Source organism: Pseudarthrobacter sp. R1, from assembly GCF_024494415.1.
Lineage (GTDB): Bacteria > Actinomycetota > Actinomycetes > Actinomycetales > Micrococcaceae > Arthrobacter.
In genome coordinates, this window is the sequence record NZ_JAMKFI010000009.1 from 246,491 (window position 1) to 261,885 (window position 15,395).

Consider the following 15,395-nt stretch of genomic DNA (forward strand, 5'->3'; position numbering starts at 1 on the left):
AGCCGGGCCAGCCCAACTCCCGGTAAACTTGATGATTGTGACTTCCCAAAACACCCCCTCGCCCAAGAACTCCCCTGAGCCGCTCGATGCCAGCGAGCAGATGCGGATCCGCATGGAGAAGCGCGCCAAACTGATCGAGCGCGGCGCCGAGGCGTACCCGGTGGGTGTGGAGCGGACGCATTCGCTTTCCGAGATCCGTGAAAAGTACGCCCACCTCGAGGCGGACGACACCACCGGCGACGTGGTCGGCGTCACCGGCCGCGTGGTCTTCGTGCGCAACACCGGAAAGCTGTGCTTCGCAACCCTCCAGGAGGGCGGTACCGACGGCAAGGGCACGCGCCTGCAGGCCATGCTCAGCCTTGCCAACGTGGGCGAGGAAGCGCTCGCCGACTGGAAGGCGCTGGTTGACCTCGGCGACCACGTGTTCATTAAGGGCGAGGTCATCTCCTCCCGCCGCGGCGAGCTCTCTGTTATGGCCGAGTCCTGGTCCATGGCCTCCAAGGCGCTCCGCCCGCTGCCTGTACTCCACGCGGAGCTGAACGAGGAAACGCGCGTCCGCCAGCGCTACGTGGACCTGATGGTCCGCGACGAAGCCCGTGAAATGGTGTACACCCGCGCCGCCATTACACGCTCAATCCGCGAGACGCTCTTCCGCCACAACTACGTGGAAGTCGAAACGCCCATCCTGAACCTGGTTCACGGCGGCGCCCTGGCACGGCCGTTCGAGACGCACATGAACGCCTTCGACCAGAAGATGACCCTGCGCATCGCCACCGAGCTGTACCTCAAGCGCGCCGTGGTGGGTGGCATCGACCGGGTCTATGACATGGGCCGCGTGTTCCGTAACGAGGGCGTGGACTCAACCCACAGCCCGGAATTCACCACCCTTGAGTGCTACGAGGCGTGGGCGGACCAGTTCGTTATGGCGCAGCGCATCAAGGAGATCATCCTCGACGCCGCCGACGCCGTGGGTGCCGGCCGTGTCCTCCAGACCGAAGCAGGGGAAATCAACCTCGACGGCGACTGGGCTTGGGTTTCCGTCTACCCGGGCCTGTCCGACGCCGTTGGCCAGGAAGTCACGCCGGATACTTCGCTGGAGGTATTGCGCGAAATCGCCGAAAAGCACGAAGTCAAGGTTGACCCCAAGTGGGACGCCGAGAAGCTGGCCGTGGAACTGTTTGGCGAAATCGTGGAGCCCACCCTGCTGAACCCCACCTTCGTGTACGACTACCCGCCCTCGGCCCAGCCGCTGGCCCGCCCGCACCGGGAGGACGGCCGGCTGATCGAGGCCTGGGACCTGATTATTGGTGGCATGGAGCGCGGCACCGCCTTCTCCGAGCTCATCGACCCGGTCATCCAGCGGGAGCGGCTCACCGAGCAGTCGCGCCATGCAGCCGCCGGTGACGATGAGGCCATGCAGCTGGACGAAGACTTCCTGCGCGCCCTGGAGTACGGGGCGCCGCCGATGGGCGGTATCGGCCTGGGAATCGACCGCCTGGTGATGCTGTTCACCGGTGCCGGCATCCGCGAAACCATCCTCTTCCCGCTGCTCAAGCCTGAAGGGCACTAATCATGGAATACGTAGCTGTACTCCTGCCTTCGCTGGTGGTGGGCCTGATCTTCTGGTTCGCCATGAAGTCAATTTTTAATGCGGACAAATCCGAACGGCAGGCAGAGGCACAGGCCCAGGCGGAAGCCGAAGCACGCGCTGCATCACCGGCAGACCGGCCGGATCCGGAAACGAATAGATAAACCCCTCAGCTTTCCCCCTTTTATCCCCAGGAACCATTTGCCGCTTTGACGCGTTGCCATAAAAAGAGTCATACTTTTAGGGAAACATCCAGCTTTTCTGAAAACCGAACCCTTTCCAAGAGGAAGACTTTAAATGGCACAGAAAGTAAACATCATCCTCGTTGATGATTTGGATGGGGGATCCGCAGACGAGAATGTTAAGTTCGGCCTTGACGGGGTCAACTACGAGATTGATCTATCGGCGGCCAATGCCGCTGAACTCCGCTCCTCACTGGAACGGTTTATTGGCGCTGCACGTAAGGCTTCCGGCAGCAGCGGCGGCCGGGCTGCCCGGACCAAAGCCTCCGGTGGAGGCCGCAGTCACGATTCAGCGCAGATTCGCCAATGGGCGCGGGAAAACGGCTATACCGTTAACAGCCGCGGCCGAATTCAGGCCGAAATCCAGGAAGCCTACCAAAAGGCCAATTCCTAGTTACGGTGCCAGTCCGCAAAAAGCCCTGCATCCCGGTTCGGGAGGCAGGGCTTTTGCCGTTTCCAGACCTGAAATGCGGGGCTCTGCAGGAATTTCTCCCGCAGGACAGGGACGCCTGGGGCCGGGGCCCTGGTGGAGGGCGCCGGAGTAAGCCTGTGGCTGCTACGAATCCGGCCGCTGGAGGGGCTCTTTACGTGCTTCCTGAAGGTGCCGCCAGTGCTGCAAAGCGGCGTCGACCGGTATTCCCGTTCCCGGCGCGGTTTCCCCCGTGGCGAACACGCTCCACAAGTCTGGGTCAGCCACGTAGCATCAAAGTACGTCGTAGCTAGGAGTGTGGCGAAATGTTTGAGCGATTTACGGACCGTGCCCGTCGCGTAGTTGTGCTTGCCCAAGAAGAGGCACGCATGCTGAACCACAATTACATCGGTACCGAACACATCCTCTTGGGTCTGATCCATGAGGGTGAGGGCGTTGCCGCCAAAGCTCTTGAGTCCTTGAGCATTTCGCTCGACGGCGTTCGCGAGCAGGTGCAGGAGATCATCGGGCAGGGCCAGCAGGCGCCGTCCGGGCATATCCCCTTCACCCCCCGTGCCAAGAAGGTGCTGGAGCTCTCGCTGCGCGAAGCCCTCCAGCTGGGCCACAACTACATCGGCACGGAGCACATCCTGCTGGGCCTCATCCGCGAGGGTGAGGGCGTTGCCGCCCAGGTGCTGGTCAAGCTCGGCGCCGACCTCAACCGGGTCCGCCAGCAGGTCATCCAGCTCCTTTCGGGCTACCAGGGCAAGGAAACCACCGGCGCCGGCGTCGGCTCGGGCCAGCCTGAAGGTGCCCCGGCCGGCTCTGTTGTCCTGGACCAGTTCGGCCGCAACCTGACCCAGGCTGCCCGCGAGAACAAGCTGGACCCGGTCATCGGACGCGAGCAGGAGATGGAACGCGTCATGCAGGTCCTCTCCCGCCGCACCAAGAACAACCCTGTGCTGATCGGTGAGCCGGGCGTCGGTAAGACGGCCGTCGTCGAGGGCCTGGCCCAGGCGATTGTCCGCGGCGACGTCCCGGAGACCATTCGGGACAAGCAGCTCTACACCCTGGACCTCGGTTCCCTGGTGGCAGGCTCCCGTTACCGCGGTGACTTCGAAGAGCGCCTGAAGAAGGTCCTCAAGGAAATCCGCACCCGCGGCGACATCATCCTCTTCATCGACGAGATTCACACCCTCGTGGGTGCCGGTGCCGCCGAAGGTGCCATCGATGCTGCGTCCATCCTGAAGCCCATGCTGGCCCGCGGTGAACTGCAGACCATCGGTGCCACCACGCTGGACGAGTACCGCAAGCACATCGAGAAGGATGCCGCCCTCGAGCGCCGCTTCCAGCCCATCCAGGTCAAGGAACCCTCTGTGGCGCATGCCATCGAGATACTCAAGGGCCTGCGTGACCGCTACGAAGCGCACCACCGTGTCACCATTACCGACGGCGCCCTGGCGTCCGCCGCCAGCCTCGCCGAGCGCTACATCTCGGACCGCTTCCTGCCGGACAAGGCGATCGACCTGATTGACGAGGCCGGCGCACGGCTGCGTATCCGCCGCATGACCGCTCCGCCGGAGCTCAAGGCCATGGACGAGCGCATCGCCAAGCTGAAGATGGAAAAGGAGTCCGCGATTGACGCGCAGGACTTCGAAGGTGCAGCTTCGCTCCGTGACAAGGAGCAGAAGATGATCACCGAGCGCGCGGAGAAGGAACGCCACTGGAAGTCCGGCGGCATGGATGACATCTCCGAGGTTGATGAGGATCTCATCGCCGAGGTGCTGGCCAACTCCACCGGCATCCCCGTGTTCAAGCTGACCGAGGAAGAGTCCTCGCGGCTGCTGAAGATGGAAGACGAACTGCACAAGCGTGTGGTGGGCCAGAACGAAGCCATCAAGGCGCTGTCCCAGGCTATCCGCCGGACCCGTGCAGGGCTCAAGGACCCCAAGCGCCCGGGCGGTTCGTTCATCTTCGCCGGCCCCACCGGCGTCGGCAAGACCGAGCTCGCCAAGGCACTCGCGGAGTTCCTGTTCGGTGAAGAGGACGCCCTCATCACCCTGGACATGTCCGAGTACTCCGAGAAGCACACCGTCTCGCGGCTCTTCGGTGCCCCTCCGGGCTACGTGGGCTACGAGGAGGGCGGCCAGCTGACCGAGAAGGTCCGGCGTCGTCCGTTCTCCGTGGTGCTGTTCGACGAAGTGGAAAAGGCCCACGCGGACCTCTTCAACTCGCTCCTGCAGATCCTGGAAGACGGCCGCCTGACCGACTCTCAGGGCCGCGTGGTGGACTTCAAGAACACCGTGATCATCATGACCACCAACCTCGGTACCCGGGACATCTCCAAGAGCGTTGCCACCGGCTTCCAGTCCGGCACCGACACGCAAACCGGCTACAACCGCATGCGGGCCCGTGTCACTGAAGAGCTCAAGCAGCACTTCCGTCCCGAGTTCCTCAACCGTGTGGATGACGTTGTGGTGTTCCCGCAGCTCACCCAGGACGAGATCATCGAGATCGTGGACCTCTTCGTCACCCGGCTGGAGAAGCGCCTCAAGGACAAGGACATGGGCATCGAGCTCACGCCCGCCGCCAAGGTGCTCCTCGCAACCCGCGGCTACGACCCCGCAATGGGTGCCCGGCCGCTGCGCCGCACCATCCAGCGCGAGATCGAGGACCAGCTCTCCGAGAAGATCCTGTTCGGCGAGATCCACGCCGGCGACATCGTCGTAGTGGACGTGGAAGGCGACGGCGACGACGCCAAGTTCACGTTCGCCGGCAACGCCAAGCCGCGCATCCCCGAAATCGCCCCGAGCGTCTAAAGCACCACCCGAAGGCCCCGCCAGCTCCCAGAGCAGGCGGGGCCTTTCGCTTTCCCCTCCTACTCAGGGTTTCCGTGCGGGGCTCACTGGGGCTTGGTGCCTTTCCGTGGCTGGGTTCGTTGGCGGCCATCAGAGATTTCCCGGCGCCTGCTCCTTCGTCGCTCTGACGGCGCCTACATAAATCCCTGATGCCCGGCACCTCGTGCATTGGCCGCCTCAAGCGAAGCGAGGGTGCCGGGGTCATTTGTGTAGCTTGCGTCAGAGCGACGGAGGAGCAGCAAGCGGCAAATGGCGCCGGGGCCGGAGCGTACCAGCCGCGGAAACCCAGGCGCCGGTCACCATCGGGTCTTTGTGATGTGGGCCATAGTCGGGTTGAATCGGGGGCATGGCTAATCTGAACCCGGCGATCCCGGACGAGCAACCTTTGACCCCTTTCCATGATCTGGACCATTACCTCTCTATCCCGCGGGTGAGCGGGCTGGCGATGAGCCCTGACGGCCGGCGGCTGGTTACCACCGTGGCCACCCTTAACGGCAAGGGAACCGAATTTGGCACGGCCTTGTGGGAGCTCGATCCTGCAGGGCAGAAGCAGGCGCGCCGCATCACGCGCAGCGCCAAGGGCGAGGCTGGGGCGGCGTTCGCAGCCAACGGCGACGTCTACTTCACCTCCGCCCGGCCCGACCCGGACAGCCCCGAAGGCGACCCCGTCCATGCCCTGTGGCTCCTTCCCGCCGACGGCGGTGAAGCCCGCGTGGTGCTGAACCGTGCGGGCGGCGTCGGTGCTGTGAGGACAGCCGCAGCGGCGGACGCAACGTTCGTTATAGCGGAAGTTTTGGCGGGCTCGGCGGACGAGGACGACGACGCCGAGCGGCGGAAGTCGCGCAAGGACAACAAAGTCTCCGCCATCCTGCACAGCGAGTATCCGGTGCGTTACTGGGACGCGGACCTTGGGCCCGGCCAGCCGCGGATCTTCGCCGTCGAGCCCGGAAAAGAGAAGGACCCCGGCAAACCGGCCACTGTCGACGCCTCGGTGCCATTGACCCTCCGGAACCTCACACCGGATGCAGGTCCGCGGCTGCGGGAGGCGGAAATTGCTGTCAGCCCCGACGGCCGGACCATTTACGCGAGCTACACCAAACCGCTGGCCAAGGCGGACAGCCGCTCTGTCCTGGTGGCTATCGACGTTGCCTCCGGAAACACCAGAGTGATCCTGGACAGTGACGGCATGAGCTACTTCCCCGGCCCGGTCAGCCCGGACGGCAACACCCTGGTGGTGGTCAGCGAAAGCGACACCACTCCACACCAGGCACCCCAGGTAAAGCTGCACCTCCTTGATGTCGCCGAAGCGTCAACATCCGGCACCGGGCATCTGACCCCTCTGGCACACGATTGGGACCGCTGGGCCAAGCCGGCAGCATGGCTGCCTGACGGTTCCGCCCTCCTTGTCACCGCGGATGACGACGGCGCATCGCCGGTTTTCAGGATCAGCGTCCCGGCGTCTGCCGCTGAAGTGAGCGTCACCCGGGTGACCCAGGACGCGGCTGCCTACACCGACGTCGTGGTTGCGCCTGAGGGGCGCAGCGCCTACGCCTTGCGCAGTTCCTACGAATTCCCGCCGGAGGCCGTCCGCATCGACCTGCAAACCGGTGAGACCTCCAGGTTGCCGGCACCGGCGGAACGGCCCAGCCGCCCCGGCAGGCTGGAACGGATTGCGGCGACGGCGGCGGACGGCTCGCGCGTCCCGGCCTACCTTGCGCTGCCTGAGGGCGCGTCTGCGGGCTCCCCGGTGCCGATGCTGCTGTGGATCCATGGTGGACCGCTGGGGTCCTGGAATGCCTGGACCTGGCGCTGGAACCCCTGGCTGCTGACGGCGAAGGGGTACGCGGTGCTCCTGCCCGATCCGGCCCTGTCCACCGGCTATGGCCAGAACTACATCCAGCGGGGCTGGGGCGAATGGGGCAAAGGCCCGTTCACCGACCTCATGGCGGTGACTGATGCCGCCGTCGGCCGCCCTGATATTGACGCGGACCGCACGGCAGCAATGGGCGGTTCCTTCGGCGGCTACATGGCCAACTGGGTGGCGGGGCAGACGGACCGGTTCAAGGCGATAGTGACCCATGCGAGCCTCTGGGCGCTGGACCAGTTCGGCCCCACCACCGACGCCTCGCAGTACTGGCTGAAGGAAATGACTGAAGAGATGGCGCTGGAGAACTCGCCACATCTTCACGTGGAAAAGATCAGCACCCCCATGCTTGTGATCCATGGTGACAAGGACTACCGCGTTCCTATCGGGGAAGGCCTGCGCCTCTGGTATGAACTGCTGTCCAAATCGCAGCTCGCGGCGGACCAGGACGGCCGGACCCCGCACCGGTTTCTGTACTTCCCCGACGAGAACCACTGGGTCCTGCAGCCGCAGCACGCCAAGGTCTGGTACGGCGTCGTGGAGCACTTCCTGGCCCGCAATGTCCTGGACCAGGATGTGCCCTTGCCTGCTGATCTGGGACTCTAGTCACCTCGGACTCGGTTTGGCGCTCTTCACGCCTCTCGCTCGGAGGCCGTGGCCCCAAGCACCTCCGGTTCGGAGGCTGGGACATTTCCCGCGTGCTGCTCCTTCGTCGCTTTGACGCACGCTACATAAATGTCCCAACCTCCTTCACCTCGTGCGGGCGGTCACCTAGGCACGACGCTAGATACGCGCCCCTCCCTTGCCGCCTCGGGCATGGAGCCGCCTTCTGCGCTCTACGTATCCAAGCCTTCCCGGCGGTCCGTGCCCTACTCTTATTTCGGGCTAAGGCGCGTCCACTGTTTCCTGTTCCTGCTCGTTCGGCTCGCCTTTTTGGTGGCGGCCGTACTTGTAGTGGAAGTAGGCGTAGCAGGCACCTACGAAGGGGATTCCGAAGTAGAGGGCCGTGGCCTGGGTGGGGTCGAAGCCGATGCCTATCAGGGAGATCAGGCACAGGATGAATGCCGCGATGGGCAGCAGCGGAAACAGTGGTGCTTTGTATGCCAGGTCTGCGGTGCGGCCTCCTGACCGCAGGAAAGCACGGCGGTGGAAGAAGTGGGATGCCGTGATGGACATCCACACTCCCACCGTGGCAAACCCGGCGATGGACACCAGCACCAGGTAGACGGTGGTGGGGGCCACCACGCTGCTGATGAGGGAGGCCAGTCCGCCCAGCATGCTGACGCAGAGGGCGAGGAGCGGAATTCCCCGTTTGGTCAGCTTCCCGAGTGCCTTCGGGGCGTGTCCCTCGTCCGCCAGCGAGAAAAGCATGCGGGCGCAGGAGAACAGGCCACAGTTTCCGGCCGACAAAAGGGCGGTGATGATGACGAAATTCATAACGTCGGCGGCATAGGGAATGCCCAACTGCGAGAAGACGGTGACAAAGGGGCTTGCCTCCACGGAGGTTTCCTCATAGGGAACGGTGCAGGCAATCACCGTAATGGCGCCAACGAAGAAAATCAGAAGGCGAATAACGGTAGTCCGCATCGCCTTCGGAATATTGACTGCAGGGTTGGCAGTTTCACCGGCAGCTACCCCAATGAGTTCAGAACCGGAGAAAGCGTAAAAAACAGCAAGCGTGGTGATGAGCACCCCGGTAATTCCATTGGGGAACAAGCCCTGTGGCGTATTGAGGTTCTCGCCCAGGAACGGGTAGCCGTTTTCAGCAAGAGGATGAAAGCCGAACAGGGCTGCGCCGCCCAGGACAATCAGCCCGATCACGGCAGCGACCTTTATCAGCGCAAACCAAAACTCCGATTCACCAAAGACCCGCGAGGAGATCGCATTTAGTGCGAACAGGATGGACGCAAAAACAAGGCACCAGATCCAAACGTCTACCTCGGGAAACCACCGCTGCATCAAAAGGCCCGCGGCCGTAAACTCCGAGCCCAGGGCAACTGCCCAGCAGAGCCAGTAAAGCCATGCTGTTGCAAAACCTGTGGCAGGACCAATCGACCTCGCGGCGTAGATGTGGAAGGCGCCGGAAACCGGATAGGCAACAGCCAGTTCACCCAGGCAGGCCATCACCATGTAGACCACTGCAGCGCCGATGAGGTAGGCGATGATTGCGCCCAGTGGCCCTGCCTGCGCAATGGTGTAACCCGAGCTGAGGAACAGGCCTGATCCGATGACCCCTCCCATCGCGATCATCACCAGGTGTCGGGCTTCCATGGACCTTCGAAGGCCGCGTGTCTCGTTCTGCTCATAGGATTTCTCGGTGAGCGTGGGGGAGCCTATGGCCATTTTTCCTCCGGGGTTGGGCGCCGTTGCCCATTGGCGTGACGGGGGTAACATCCGAAACACTGCTTGGTCGGCGTCCACCTGCGCAAACGCAACCGCGGCACATCTCAGATCCCTGCGCAGTCACAGCCAAATCCAGCTCCCGAGCATAAGCAAAGCTTCAACTCAACCAGCTCATGACAAATCACGACTGCTGGTCATGTCCGCTCCGGCGCCGGCGCCATTTGCCGCTTGCTGCTCCTTTGTCGCTTTGACGCAAGCTACACAAATGACCCCGGCACCCTCGCCTGAGCCGCACAAGGTGCTGGCAGGCAGGCATTTGTGTAGGCGCGGTCAAGGCGAGGAACGAGCAGGCGCCGGCAAATGCCTGGCTGGCGGCACCGGCTTGTCCCTTACAAGCAGGCTGAAGCAGGCGTTCGGTTGGCCGGTGGTCGGCTCGGTCGAACTAGGATTGCCCTGTGACTGACTCCTTCCATATCCGTCCTGCGCGCACCGGCGATGTTTCCGCCATCAAGAAACTGGTGGCGCCGCTGGCAGAGCAACGGATCCTGATGGCCAAGGAGACGGTGGCCTACTACGAGAGCCTGCAGGAGTTCCGGATCGCCGAGTCCTCGGGCGGCGAAGTTATTGGCTGCGGGGCACTCCATGTGATGTGGGAAGACCTTGCGGAGGTTCGGACACTGGCTGCTTCCGAGGATTGGCGGGGGAAAGGCGTAGGGCACGTGCTGGTGGAGAGCCTGCTTGAGGAGGCGCGTGCCCTGGGCGTTGCCCGCGTGTTCTGCCTTACCTTCGAGGTGGACTTCTTCAAGCGTCACGGCTTCGAAGTGATGGCAGACCAGTCGGCCGTGGATCCCGTGGTGTATTCAGAACTGCTCCGCTCCCATGACGAAGGTGTGGCCGAGTTCCTGGACCTCGCGAGGGTGAAACCCAACACGCTCGGAAACACCCGCATGATCAAGTTTCTCTGACCCAAATCCTTTTTAGCGAGGGCTGCGGGGCACCCGTCCTGGTGGGCGGCGCAATGAATGACTGTTGGCTCTTCCCATCCTCTTTTCGCGCTGCATTTCCCGGCGACGTCGTGCTGCGGCCAGGTTGGCTTCCGGCTGCGGGATGGCATGGGCTTGACGCGGCCACAACAACAGTTCAGGTAGTCCTGAAAGGGCCTGACCAGCACTTCCTTTTACTCGAATTGATGGATAAACTGGCTCTGGCCGGGATGGGGGGCCCAGGGAAAGGGACAGTCATTGGGGGCTGTCCCTTTTCTGTATCCGGCAGGACGCGAGCCCTACCGCCGGCGCGCTGCCCGGTAGTAGGGTCGGGAATGTCACCCTCCAGGAAGCAGACCAGGAGTACCCCATGAAAAAGCTCATCAACGATCCGAAGGCGGTAGTTGACGAATCTGTGCAGGGCTTCGGCCAGGCACACGCAGACCTCGTCACCGTCAGCGCAGATCCCACCTTCATCACGCGCAAGGACGCGCCTGTCAGTGGGAAAGTAGGCCTCGTCTCGGGCGGCGGCAGCGGCCATGAGCCGCTCCACGCCGGCTTTGTGGGGCGGGGAATGCTCGACGCCGCCGTGCCGGGGGCGGTGTTCACCTCACCTACGCCGGACCAGATCCTTCCCGCAACGCTCGCCGTGAACTCGGGCGCCGGCGTCGTGCATATCGTCAAGAACTACACCGGTGACGTCCTGAACTTCGAAACGGCGGCAGAACTCGCCGAAGCGGAAGGCGTCAACGTCCGCACGGTCCTGGTCAACGATGATGTTGCCGTTGAGGATTCGCTGTACACCGCGGGCCGGCGCGGCGTCGGGGGGACGGTGCTGGTGGAAAAGATTGCCGGAGCTGCCGCTGAGCGTGGGGATGGACTGGACGTGGTGGCCGCCATCGGCGAACGGGTCAACAGCAACGTCCGCACCATGGGCGTCGCGCTGAGCGCCTGCACGGTACCCCATGCGGGCTCGCCCAGCTTCGACCTGGCCGAGGATGAAATCGAGATCGGCATCGGGATCCATGGCGAGCCGGGCAGGCACCGTATTCCGATGGAAAACGCTGACGGCATTACCGACCGCCTGTTGGCGCCGGTGCTGGCCGACCTGGGAATCAGTTCCGGGGACCGGGTGCTGCTGTTCGTGAACGGGATGGGTGGCACTCCCTTGAGCGAGTTGTACATTGTCTACCGGCGGGCCGCGCAGGTGCTCGCGGACAGGGGAGCCGCCGTCGAGCGGTCCCTGGTGGGGAACTACATTACAGCCCTCGAGATGCAGGGCTGCTCCATCTCCGTGCTGCGGCTGGACGACGAACTGACCGAACTGTGGGACGCTCCGGTCCACACGGCGGCACTGCGCTGGGGCGTGTAGTTGTGGTTTTGGACGTGAACTGGACCGTAAAGTGGCTGACCCTCTGCGCGCAGGCGATGGCGGAGCACAGGGTTGAGCTGATCGAGCTGGACCGGGCCATCGGGGATTCTGATCACGGCGAAAACATGGACCGCGGATTCCAGGCTGTCCTGGACAAGCTGTCCGAATCCCCGCCGGAAACCCCAGGCGCTGCGCTGAAGCTGACGGCAATGACACTGATGTCCAAAGTGGGCGGCGCCGCCGGTCCGCTCTACGGAACCGCGTTCCTGCGCGCGGCAACTTCCCTCGGGGACTCTGCGGAAATTGCTCCTGCAGCGTGGGCCGGTGCCTTGGCTGCGGCACGGGACGGGATAGTGGCCCGTGGAAAAGCGGAGCCAGGGGACAAAACCATGGTGGATGCCTGGACGCCGGCGGCAGAGGCAGCAAGTATGGCTGCGGCAGACAGCAGCCCGGATGCCTTGACCGTTCTGGTGGCCGCGGCAGAGGCTGCCGAAGCCGGGGCCGTGGCTACCGATCCGCTGGTAGCGCGGAAGGGACGCGCAAGCTATCTGGGGGAGCGAAGTGCCGGGCACCGGGATCCCGGCGCCGCTTCCAGTGCGCTGATTCTTCGGGCGGCCGTGAAGGCAGCTGCGTGACGGTCAGCATCGTGGTGGTCTCCCACAGTGAAAAGATAGCCGACGGCGCCGTGGAGCTTGCCGCACAGATGGCGCCGGACGTCGTGCTCCTGGCAGCGGGCGGCACCATGGACGGCAGGATCGGAACCAGCTTGGAGAAGGTGCTGGCGGCGCTGGACAAGGTGGCCGCCGGTGACGGAGCGGTAATCCTGACTGATCTTGGTTCTGCCGTGATGACTGCCGAATCCGCACTGGAATTCGCCGAGGACGCCGCGGAGATGCTGCTGGCGGACGCACCATTGGTGGAGGGGCTCGTGGCCGCAGCCGTGGCTGCACAGGGCGGCGGGGATGTGCAGGCGGTGAAACGCGCGGCGGAAGCTGTGCGCGGCCCTGCCCGGCAGCCCGAAAGTCCCGCGCTGCAGGAGGTCGGGGAAGGCTCTGTCACCGGTTCCGGTCCCGATTACACGGGTGACTTTGAGCTCGTCAACCAGGCCGGTATGCATGCACGTCCCGCCGCAAAGATCGCCGGCGGCCTGTCGTCGCTGGATGCCGAGGTGCAGGTCAACGGGGTTGACGGCGCCTCCATGACGGCGCTTATGACGCTGGCGGCCGGCAGGGGGTCCGTGCTGCACGTGGAAGCGTGGGGAGCGGACGCGGAGCGGGCGGTGAACTACGTGGGCGGGCTGGTGCAGGCAGGCTTCGGCGAACCGTAGCTGCCTGAACAATCCGAATGAAGAGCGGGCGGTGTGTTCCCAACGCCGCAGCGGGTTCCTGCGAATATGCTCGATGCCATGGAACGGCTCCACCTTGAAGACAACTCCCCGGATATTGAAGTGCTGGAGGGGCAGCTGTCCGTTGAGGAACTCCTCGCGGAGCTGGGTTTCGAGTGGCGGGCTGAGCCAGAGGCCGCGGGAGGCCCGGACGAGACTGCAACGGATGAACGTTTCACCCAACCGGCGCTGTTCTAGCCTCAGGGCTGCTCATGCAGGCCAGCGGCGTCGAGCAGCACCGAGGCGGTGATAAACCTGCCGCACTGCTCGCCGAACGGATAGTCGCCCCGGGGGCGGAAGTCCAGGGTCTGCGCTGGCAGGGGTGATCCGTCCGGGGCCGTTGCCGATGCGGTTACTGACATGGGCGATTCGGTGAGGGTTTGCAGGAACAGGTTGGCGAATTTCGTTCCGTCGGGGGAGGCGGTGGCGGAGCACACGCCTTCCGGTGTGCAGCCTTGGTCGATCGACGCGCTGCCCGGGTGGAGTTCCACGTCACCTTCGATGCACTCGCCGTCCTGGCAGGCCTTGATGTGCAGTGCCGCCACCTGGGGCGCGTAGCTGGCTGAAACCGTGACGGACACGGCGGTGGCCTGTGCGATGGCCGGGCACGGGGCCGCGCCGGGGCCGGGGCCGCACGCAGAGGCGAGTCCCGCCGTCGTCATCAACGCAAAAAGCAGCCCGGGCTTGCCCATACTTCAGGGTACGGCCGGGCCGCTGCCTCCACGCCGTCAGCGGTGAAGTGATGCAGACATCGTTATGCTGCCGCGCTCAGGGCAGCGGGAACACGCCGATAAACCAGAACAGCGCGATGGCGAACACCGCGAAGAACGGGATCAAGCAGCCCACCGTTGTCCTGGGGGCGGAGGAGACCTGGAGTGACTCGTTGGGGTTGGCGGGGTTGTAAGCCACCTCAATCAAGGACCCAGGCACCGGCTTGCCGGCGAAGGCTACTTCGGATTCACCCGCGAACAGGGTGCCGTGCGGATCGGTGAACTGGTAAGTGGGGAAGAAGCGCCGGCTGCGGCTGGATCCGCCGCCGCCGTTGGTCCACCCCGCGATGCTGCCGGTGACGGTTGCCTGAACCTTCGGCCACGCTGCCGTCAGCTGGTCCCGGCGCCTGGTTTTGCGGATGGCCTGGACGAGGGCGACGAGCGCGGCCACAACAAACAGGGCCCAGATAATGTACAGAATGATTCTCACGGTTTCCCCCGGTTCCGGTCACCAGTATGCCATTCCGCGCACCAGCCCCGGCGCCGCTGTCCGGACGGGTGCTCAGGCGGGAAGCCGGTACCCGCCGCCGTGCAGCTCCGCGAGGCCGTCTGCGAGCAGGCCAGCGAGGGCCCGTTCCAGCTGTTCAGGAGCAGAATTCAACCGGTGCAGGGCGCCCAGCGGTACGCCGATCCCTGCCGGCGCGAAGCCCAGGTCGGCCGGCTCCCGCTGGAACATTTCCGGCGGCACCGGCGCCTCGGCCTCGCGCAGCACGGCTATCACGGCTCCGCGGACCTGGCGGTCGGTGCCGTGCCAGGCCTGGCCCTTGGGGACGTACGACGGCGGCGGCTCGCCGGCTGCCCGCCACGCGCAGGAGCCCCTGACGGGGCAGTCGCCGCACTTGGGTGCGCGGGCTGTGCAGATCAGCGCCCCCAGCTCCATCACCGCAGCGTTCCAGCGGACGGATGTGTCGTCGTCGTCCGGCAGGAGCCGGGCGGCGAGCCGCATTTCCGCGGCGGTCAGCGCCGGGGCGGGAAGTGCTGCCCCGGTAACAAGCCTGGCGTGGACCCGCCTGATGTTGGTGTCCACTACTGTTTCGCGGCGTCCGTAGGCGAAGGCGGCCACCGCCGCCGCCGTATAACTGCCCACGCCGGGCAGTGCCAGCAGTTCGGCGTAGTTGTCCGGAACCTTGCCGCCGTGGTCCTGGACGATGGCGGCTGCTGCTGCGTGCAGCCGCAGCGCGCGGCGCGGGTAGCCCAGCCGGCCCCAGGAGCGCACTGCCTCTCCCGCAGGTTCGCCCGCGAGGCCCGCCGGTGTGGGCCAGCGCTTCAGCCACTCCAGCCAGACGGGCAGCACCCGGACCACAGGGGTTTGCTGCAGCATGATTTCGCTGACCAGTACGCCCCAGGGTGAACAGTCGGGCTTCCGCCAAGGAAGGTCCCGGGCAATTTCCGCGAACCAGCCGTTGATCCGGCCGTGCAGCATCTGCAGTTCCGCCCCGGCGGGAAAGAGGGCAGGCGAAACGGTGGTGGAGGCTTGAGTATCGATCCCAACACTGTAATTGATCCGCTTGGCGGGCCGGAAACGTGATGTGACCAGAGCGTTGTCCGGGCGGCGGCGTGGTGGCGGAGCAGATCCGCGCCC

At 64.6% G+C, this 15,395-nt stretch carries 14 protein-coding genes; 10 read left to right on the top strand and 4 right to left on the bottom strand.

The window, feature by feature from the left end; genetic code table 11:
- The first annotated feature begins 31 nt into the window (after window positions 1-31).
- The 5 genes from lysS (at window position 32) to M8J71_RS18415 (ending at window position 7,567) form a co-directional block, all read left to right on the top strand.
- Entirely contained in the window at window positions 32-1,570 is a 1,539-nt protein-coding gene (lysS, locus tag M8J71_RS18395) for a lysine--tRNA ligase (protein ID WP_163161322.1), read from the top strand.
- Between the two features lie 2 nt (window positions 1,571-1,572).
- The gene (locus M8J71_RS18400; protein WP_256249248.1) at window positions 1,573-1,752 is read left to right on the top strand and encodes a hypothetical protein; all 180 of its coding nucleotides are present in this window, start codon (window positions 1,573-1,575) and stop codon (window positions 1,750-1,752) included.
- 133 nt (window positions 1,753-1,885) lie between these two features.
- On the top strand, window positions 1,886-2,224 hold the full coding sequence (locus M8J71_RS18405) for a histone-like nucleoid-structuring protein Lsr2 (RefSeq protein ID WP_163161326.1): 339 nt from the start codon (window positions 1,886-1,888) through the stop codon (window positions 2,222-2,224).
- Window positions 2,225-2,565: 341 nt separating this feature from the next.
- Window positions 2,566-5,058, top strand: coding sequence for an ATP-dependent Clp protease ATP-binding subunit (locus M8J71_RS18410; RefSeq protein WP_163161328.1), 2,493 nt, complete (start codon window positions 2,566-2,568; stop codon window positions 5,056-5,058).
- Between the two features lie 385 nt (window positions 5,059-5,443).
- Window positions 5,444-7,567 (top strand): S9 family peptidase, encoded by a 2,124-nt coding sequence (locus M8J71_RS18415; protein ID WP_256249249.1) that lies wholly within the window; start codon window positions 5,444-5,446, stop codon window positions 7,565-7,567.
- 279 nt (window positions 7,568-7,846) lie between these two features.
- On the opposite strand, the gene M8J71_RS18420 is transcribed toward M8J71_RS18415, so the two are convergent.
- Window positions 7,847-9,304, bottom strand: a complete 1,458-nt coding sequence (locus tag M8J71_RS18420) for an amino acid permease (protein WP_256249251.1) — start codon at window positions 9,302-9,304, stop codon at window positions 7,847-7,849.
- A 455-nt stretch (window positions 9,305-9,759) separates the two neighbouring features.
- On the opposite strand from M8J71_RS18420, the gene M8J71_RS18425 reads away from it, so the two are divergent.
- From M8J71_RS18425 to M8J71_RS18445, 5 genes are all read left to right on the top strand, one after another.
- Entirely contained in the window at window positions 9,760-10,269 is a 510-nt protein-coding gene (locus M8J71_RS18425; protein ID WP_256249252.1) for an amino-acid N-acetyltransferase, read from the top strand.
- 388 nt (window positions 10,270-10,657) lie between these two features.
- Window positions 10,658-11,659: a dihydroxyacetone kinase subunit DhaK gene (gene dhaK / locus M8J71_RS18430; protein ID WP_256249253.1), complete on the top strand. Its 1,002-nt coding sequence runs from the start codon at window positions 10,658-10,660 to the stop codon at window positions 11,657-11,659.
- A 2-nt stretch (window positions 11,660-11,661) separates the two neighbouring features.
- Window positions 11,662-12,294, top strand: coding sequence for a dihydroxyacetone kinase subunit DhaL (dhaL, locus tag M8J71_RS18435; RefSeq protein ID WP_256249254.1), 633 nt, complete (start codon window positions 11,662-11,664; stop codon window positions 12,292-12,294).
- Entirely contained in the window at window positions 12,291-12,986 is a 696-nt protein-coding gene (gene dhaM / locus M8J71_RS18440; RefSeq protein ID WP_256249255.1) for a dihydroxyacetone kinase phosphoryl donor subunit DhaM, read from the top strand. The genes dhaL and dhaM overlap by 4 nt, the downstream gene beginning before the upstream one ends.
- Before the next feature lie 78 nt (window positions 12,987-13,064).
- Complete coding sequence (locus tag M8J71_RS18445; RefSeq protein WP_256249256.1) at window positions 13,065-13,241, top strand: hypothetical protein; 177 nt, start codon at window positions 13,065-13,067, stop codon at window positions 13,239-13,241.
- A 2-nt stretch (window positions 13,242-13,243) separates the two neighbouring features.
- Here the strand turns inward: M8J71_RS18445 and M8J71_RS18450 are convergent, their stop codons facing one another.
- The 3 genes from M8J71_RS18450 to M8J71_RS18460 form a co-directional block, all read right to left on the bottom strand.
- Window positions 13,244-13,735 carry a hypothetical protein gene (locus tag M8J71_RS18450; RefSeq protein WP_256249257.1) on the bottom strand — a complete coding sequence of 164 codons (492 nt, stop codon included), beginning with the start codon at window positions 13,733-13,735 and terminating at the stop codon, window positions 13,244-13,246.
- 76 nt (window positions 13,736-13,811) lie between these two features.
- The gene (locus tag M8J71_RS18455; RefSeq protein WP_256249258.1) at window positions 13,812-14,243 is read right to left on the bottom strand and encodes a DUF3592 domain-containing protein; all 432 of its coding nucleotides are present in this window, start codon (window positions 14,241-14,243) and stop codon (window positions 13,812-13,814) included.
- A gap of 72 nt (window positions 14,244-14,315) precedes the next feature.
- Window positions 14,316-15,236: an A/G-specific adenine glycosylase gene (locus M8J71_RS18460; protein ID WP_256249259.1), complete on the bottom strand. Its 921-nt coding sequence runs from the start codon at window positions 15,234-15,236 to the stop codon at window positions 14,316-14,318.
- Window positions 15,237-15,395: the final 159 nt, after the last annotated feature.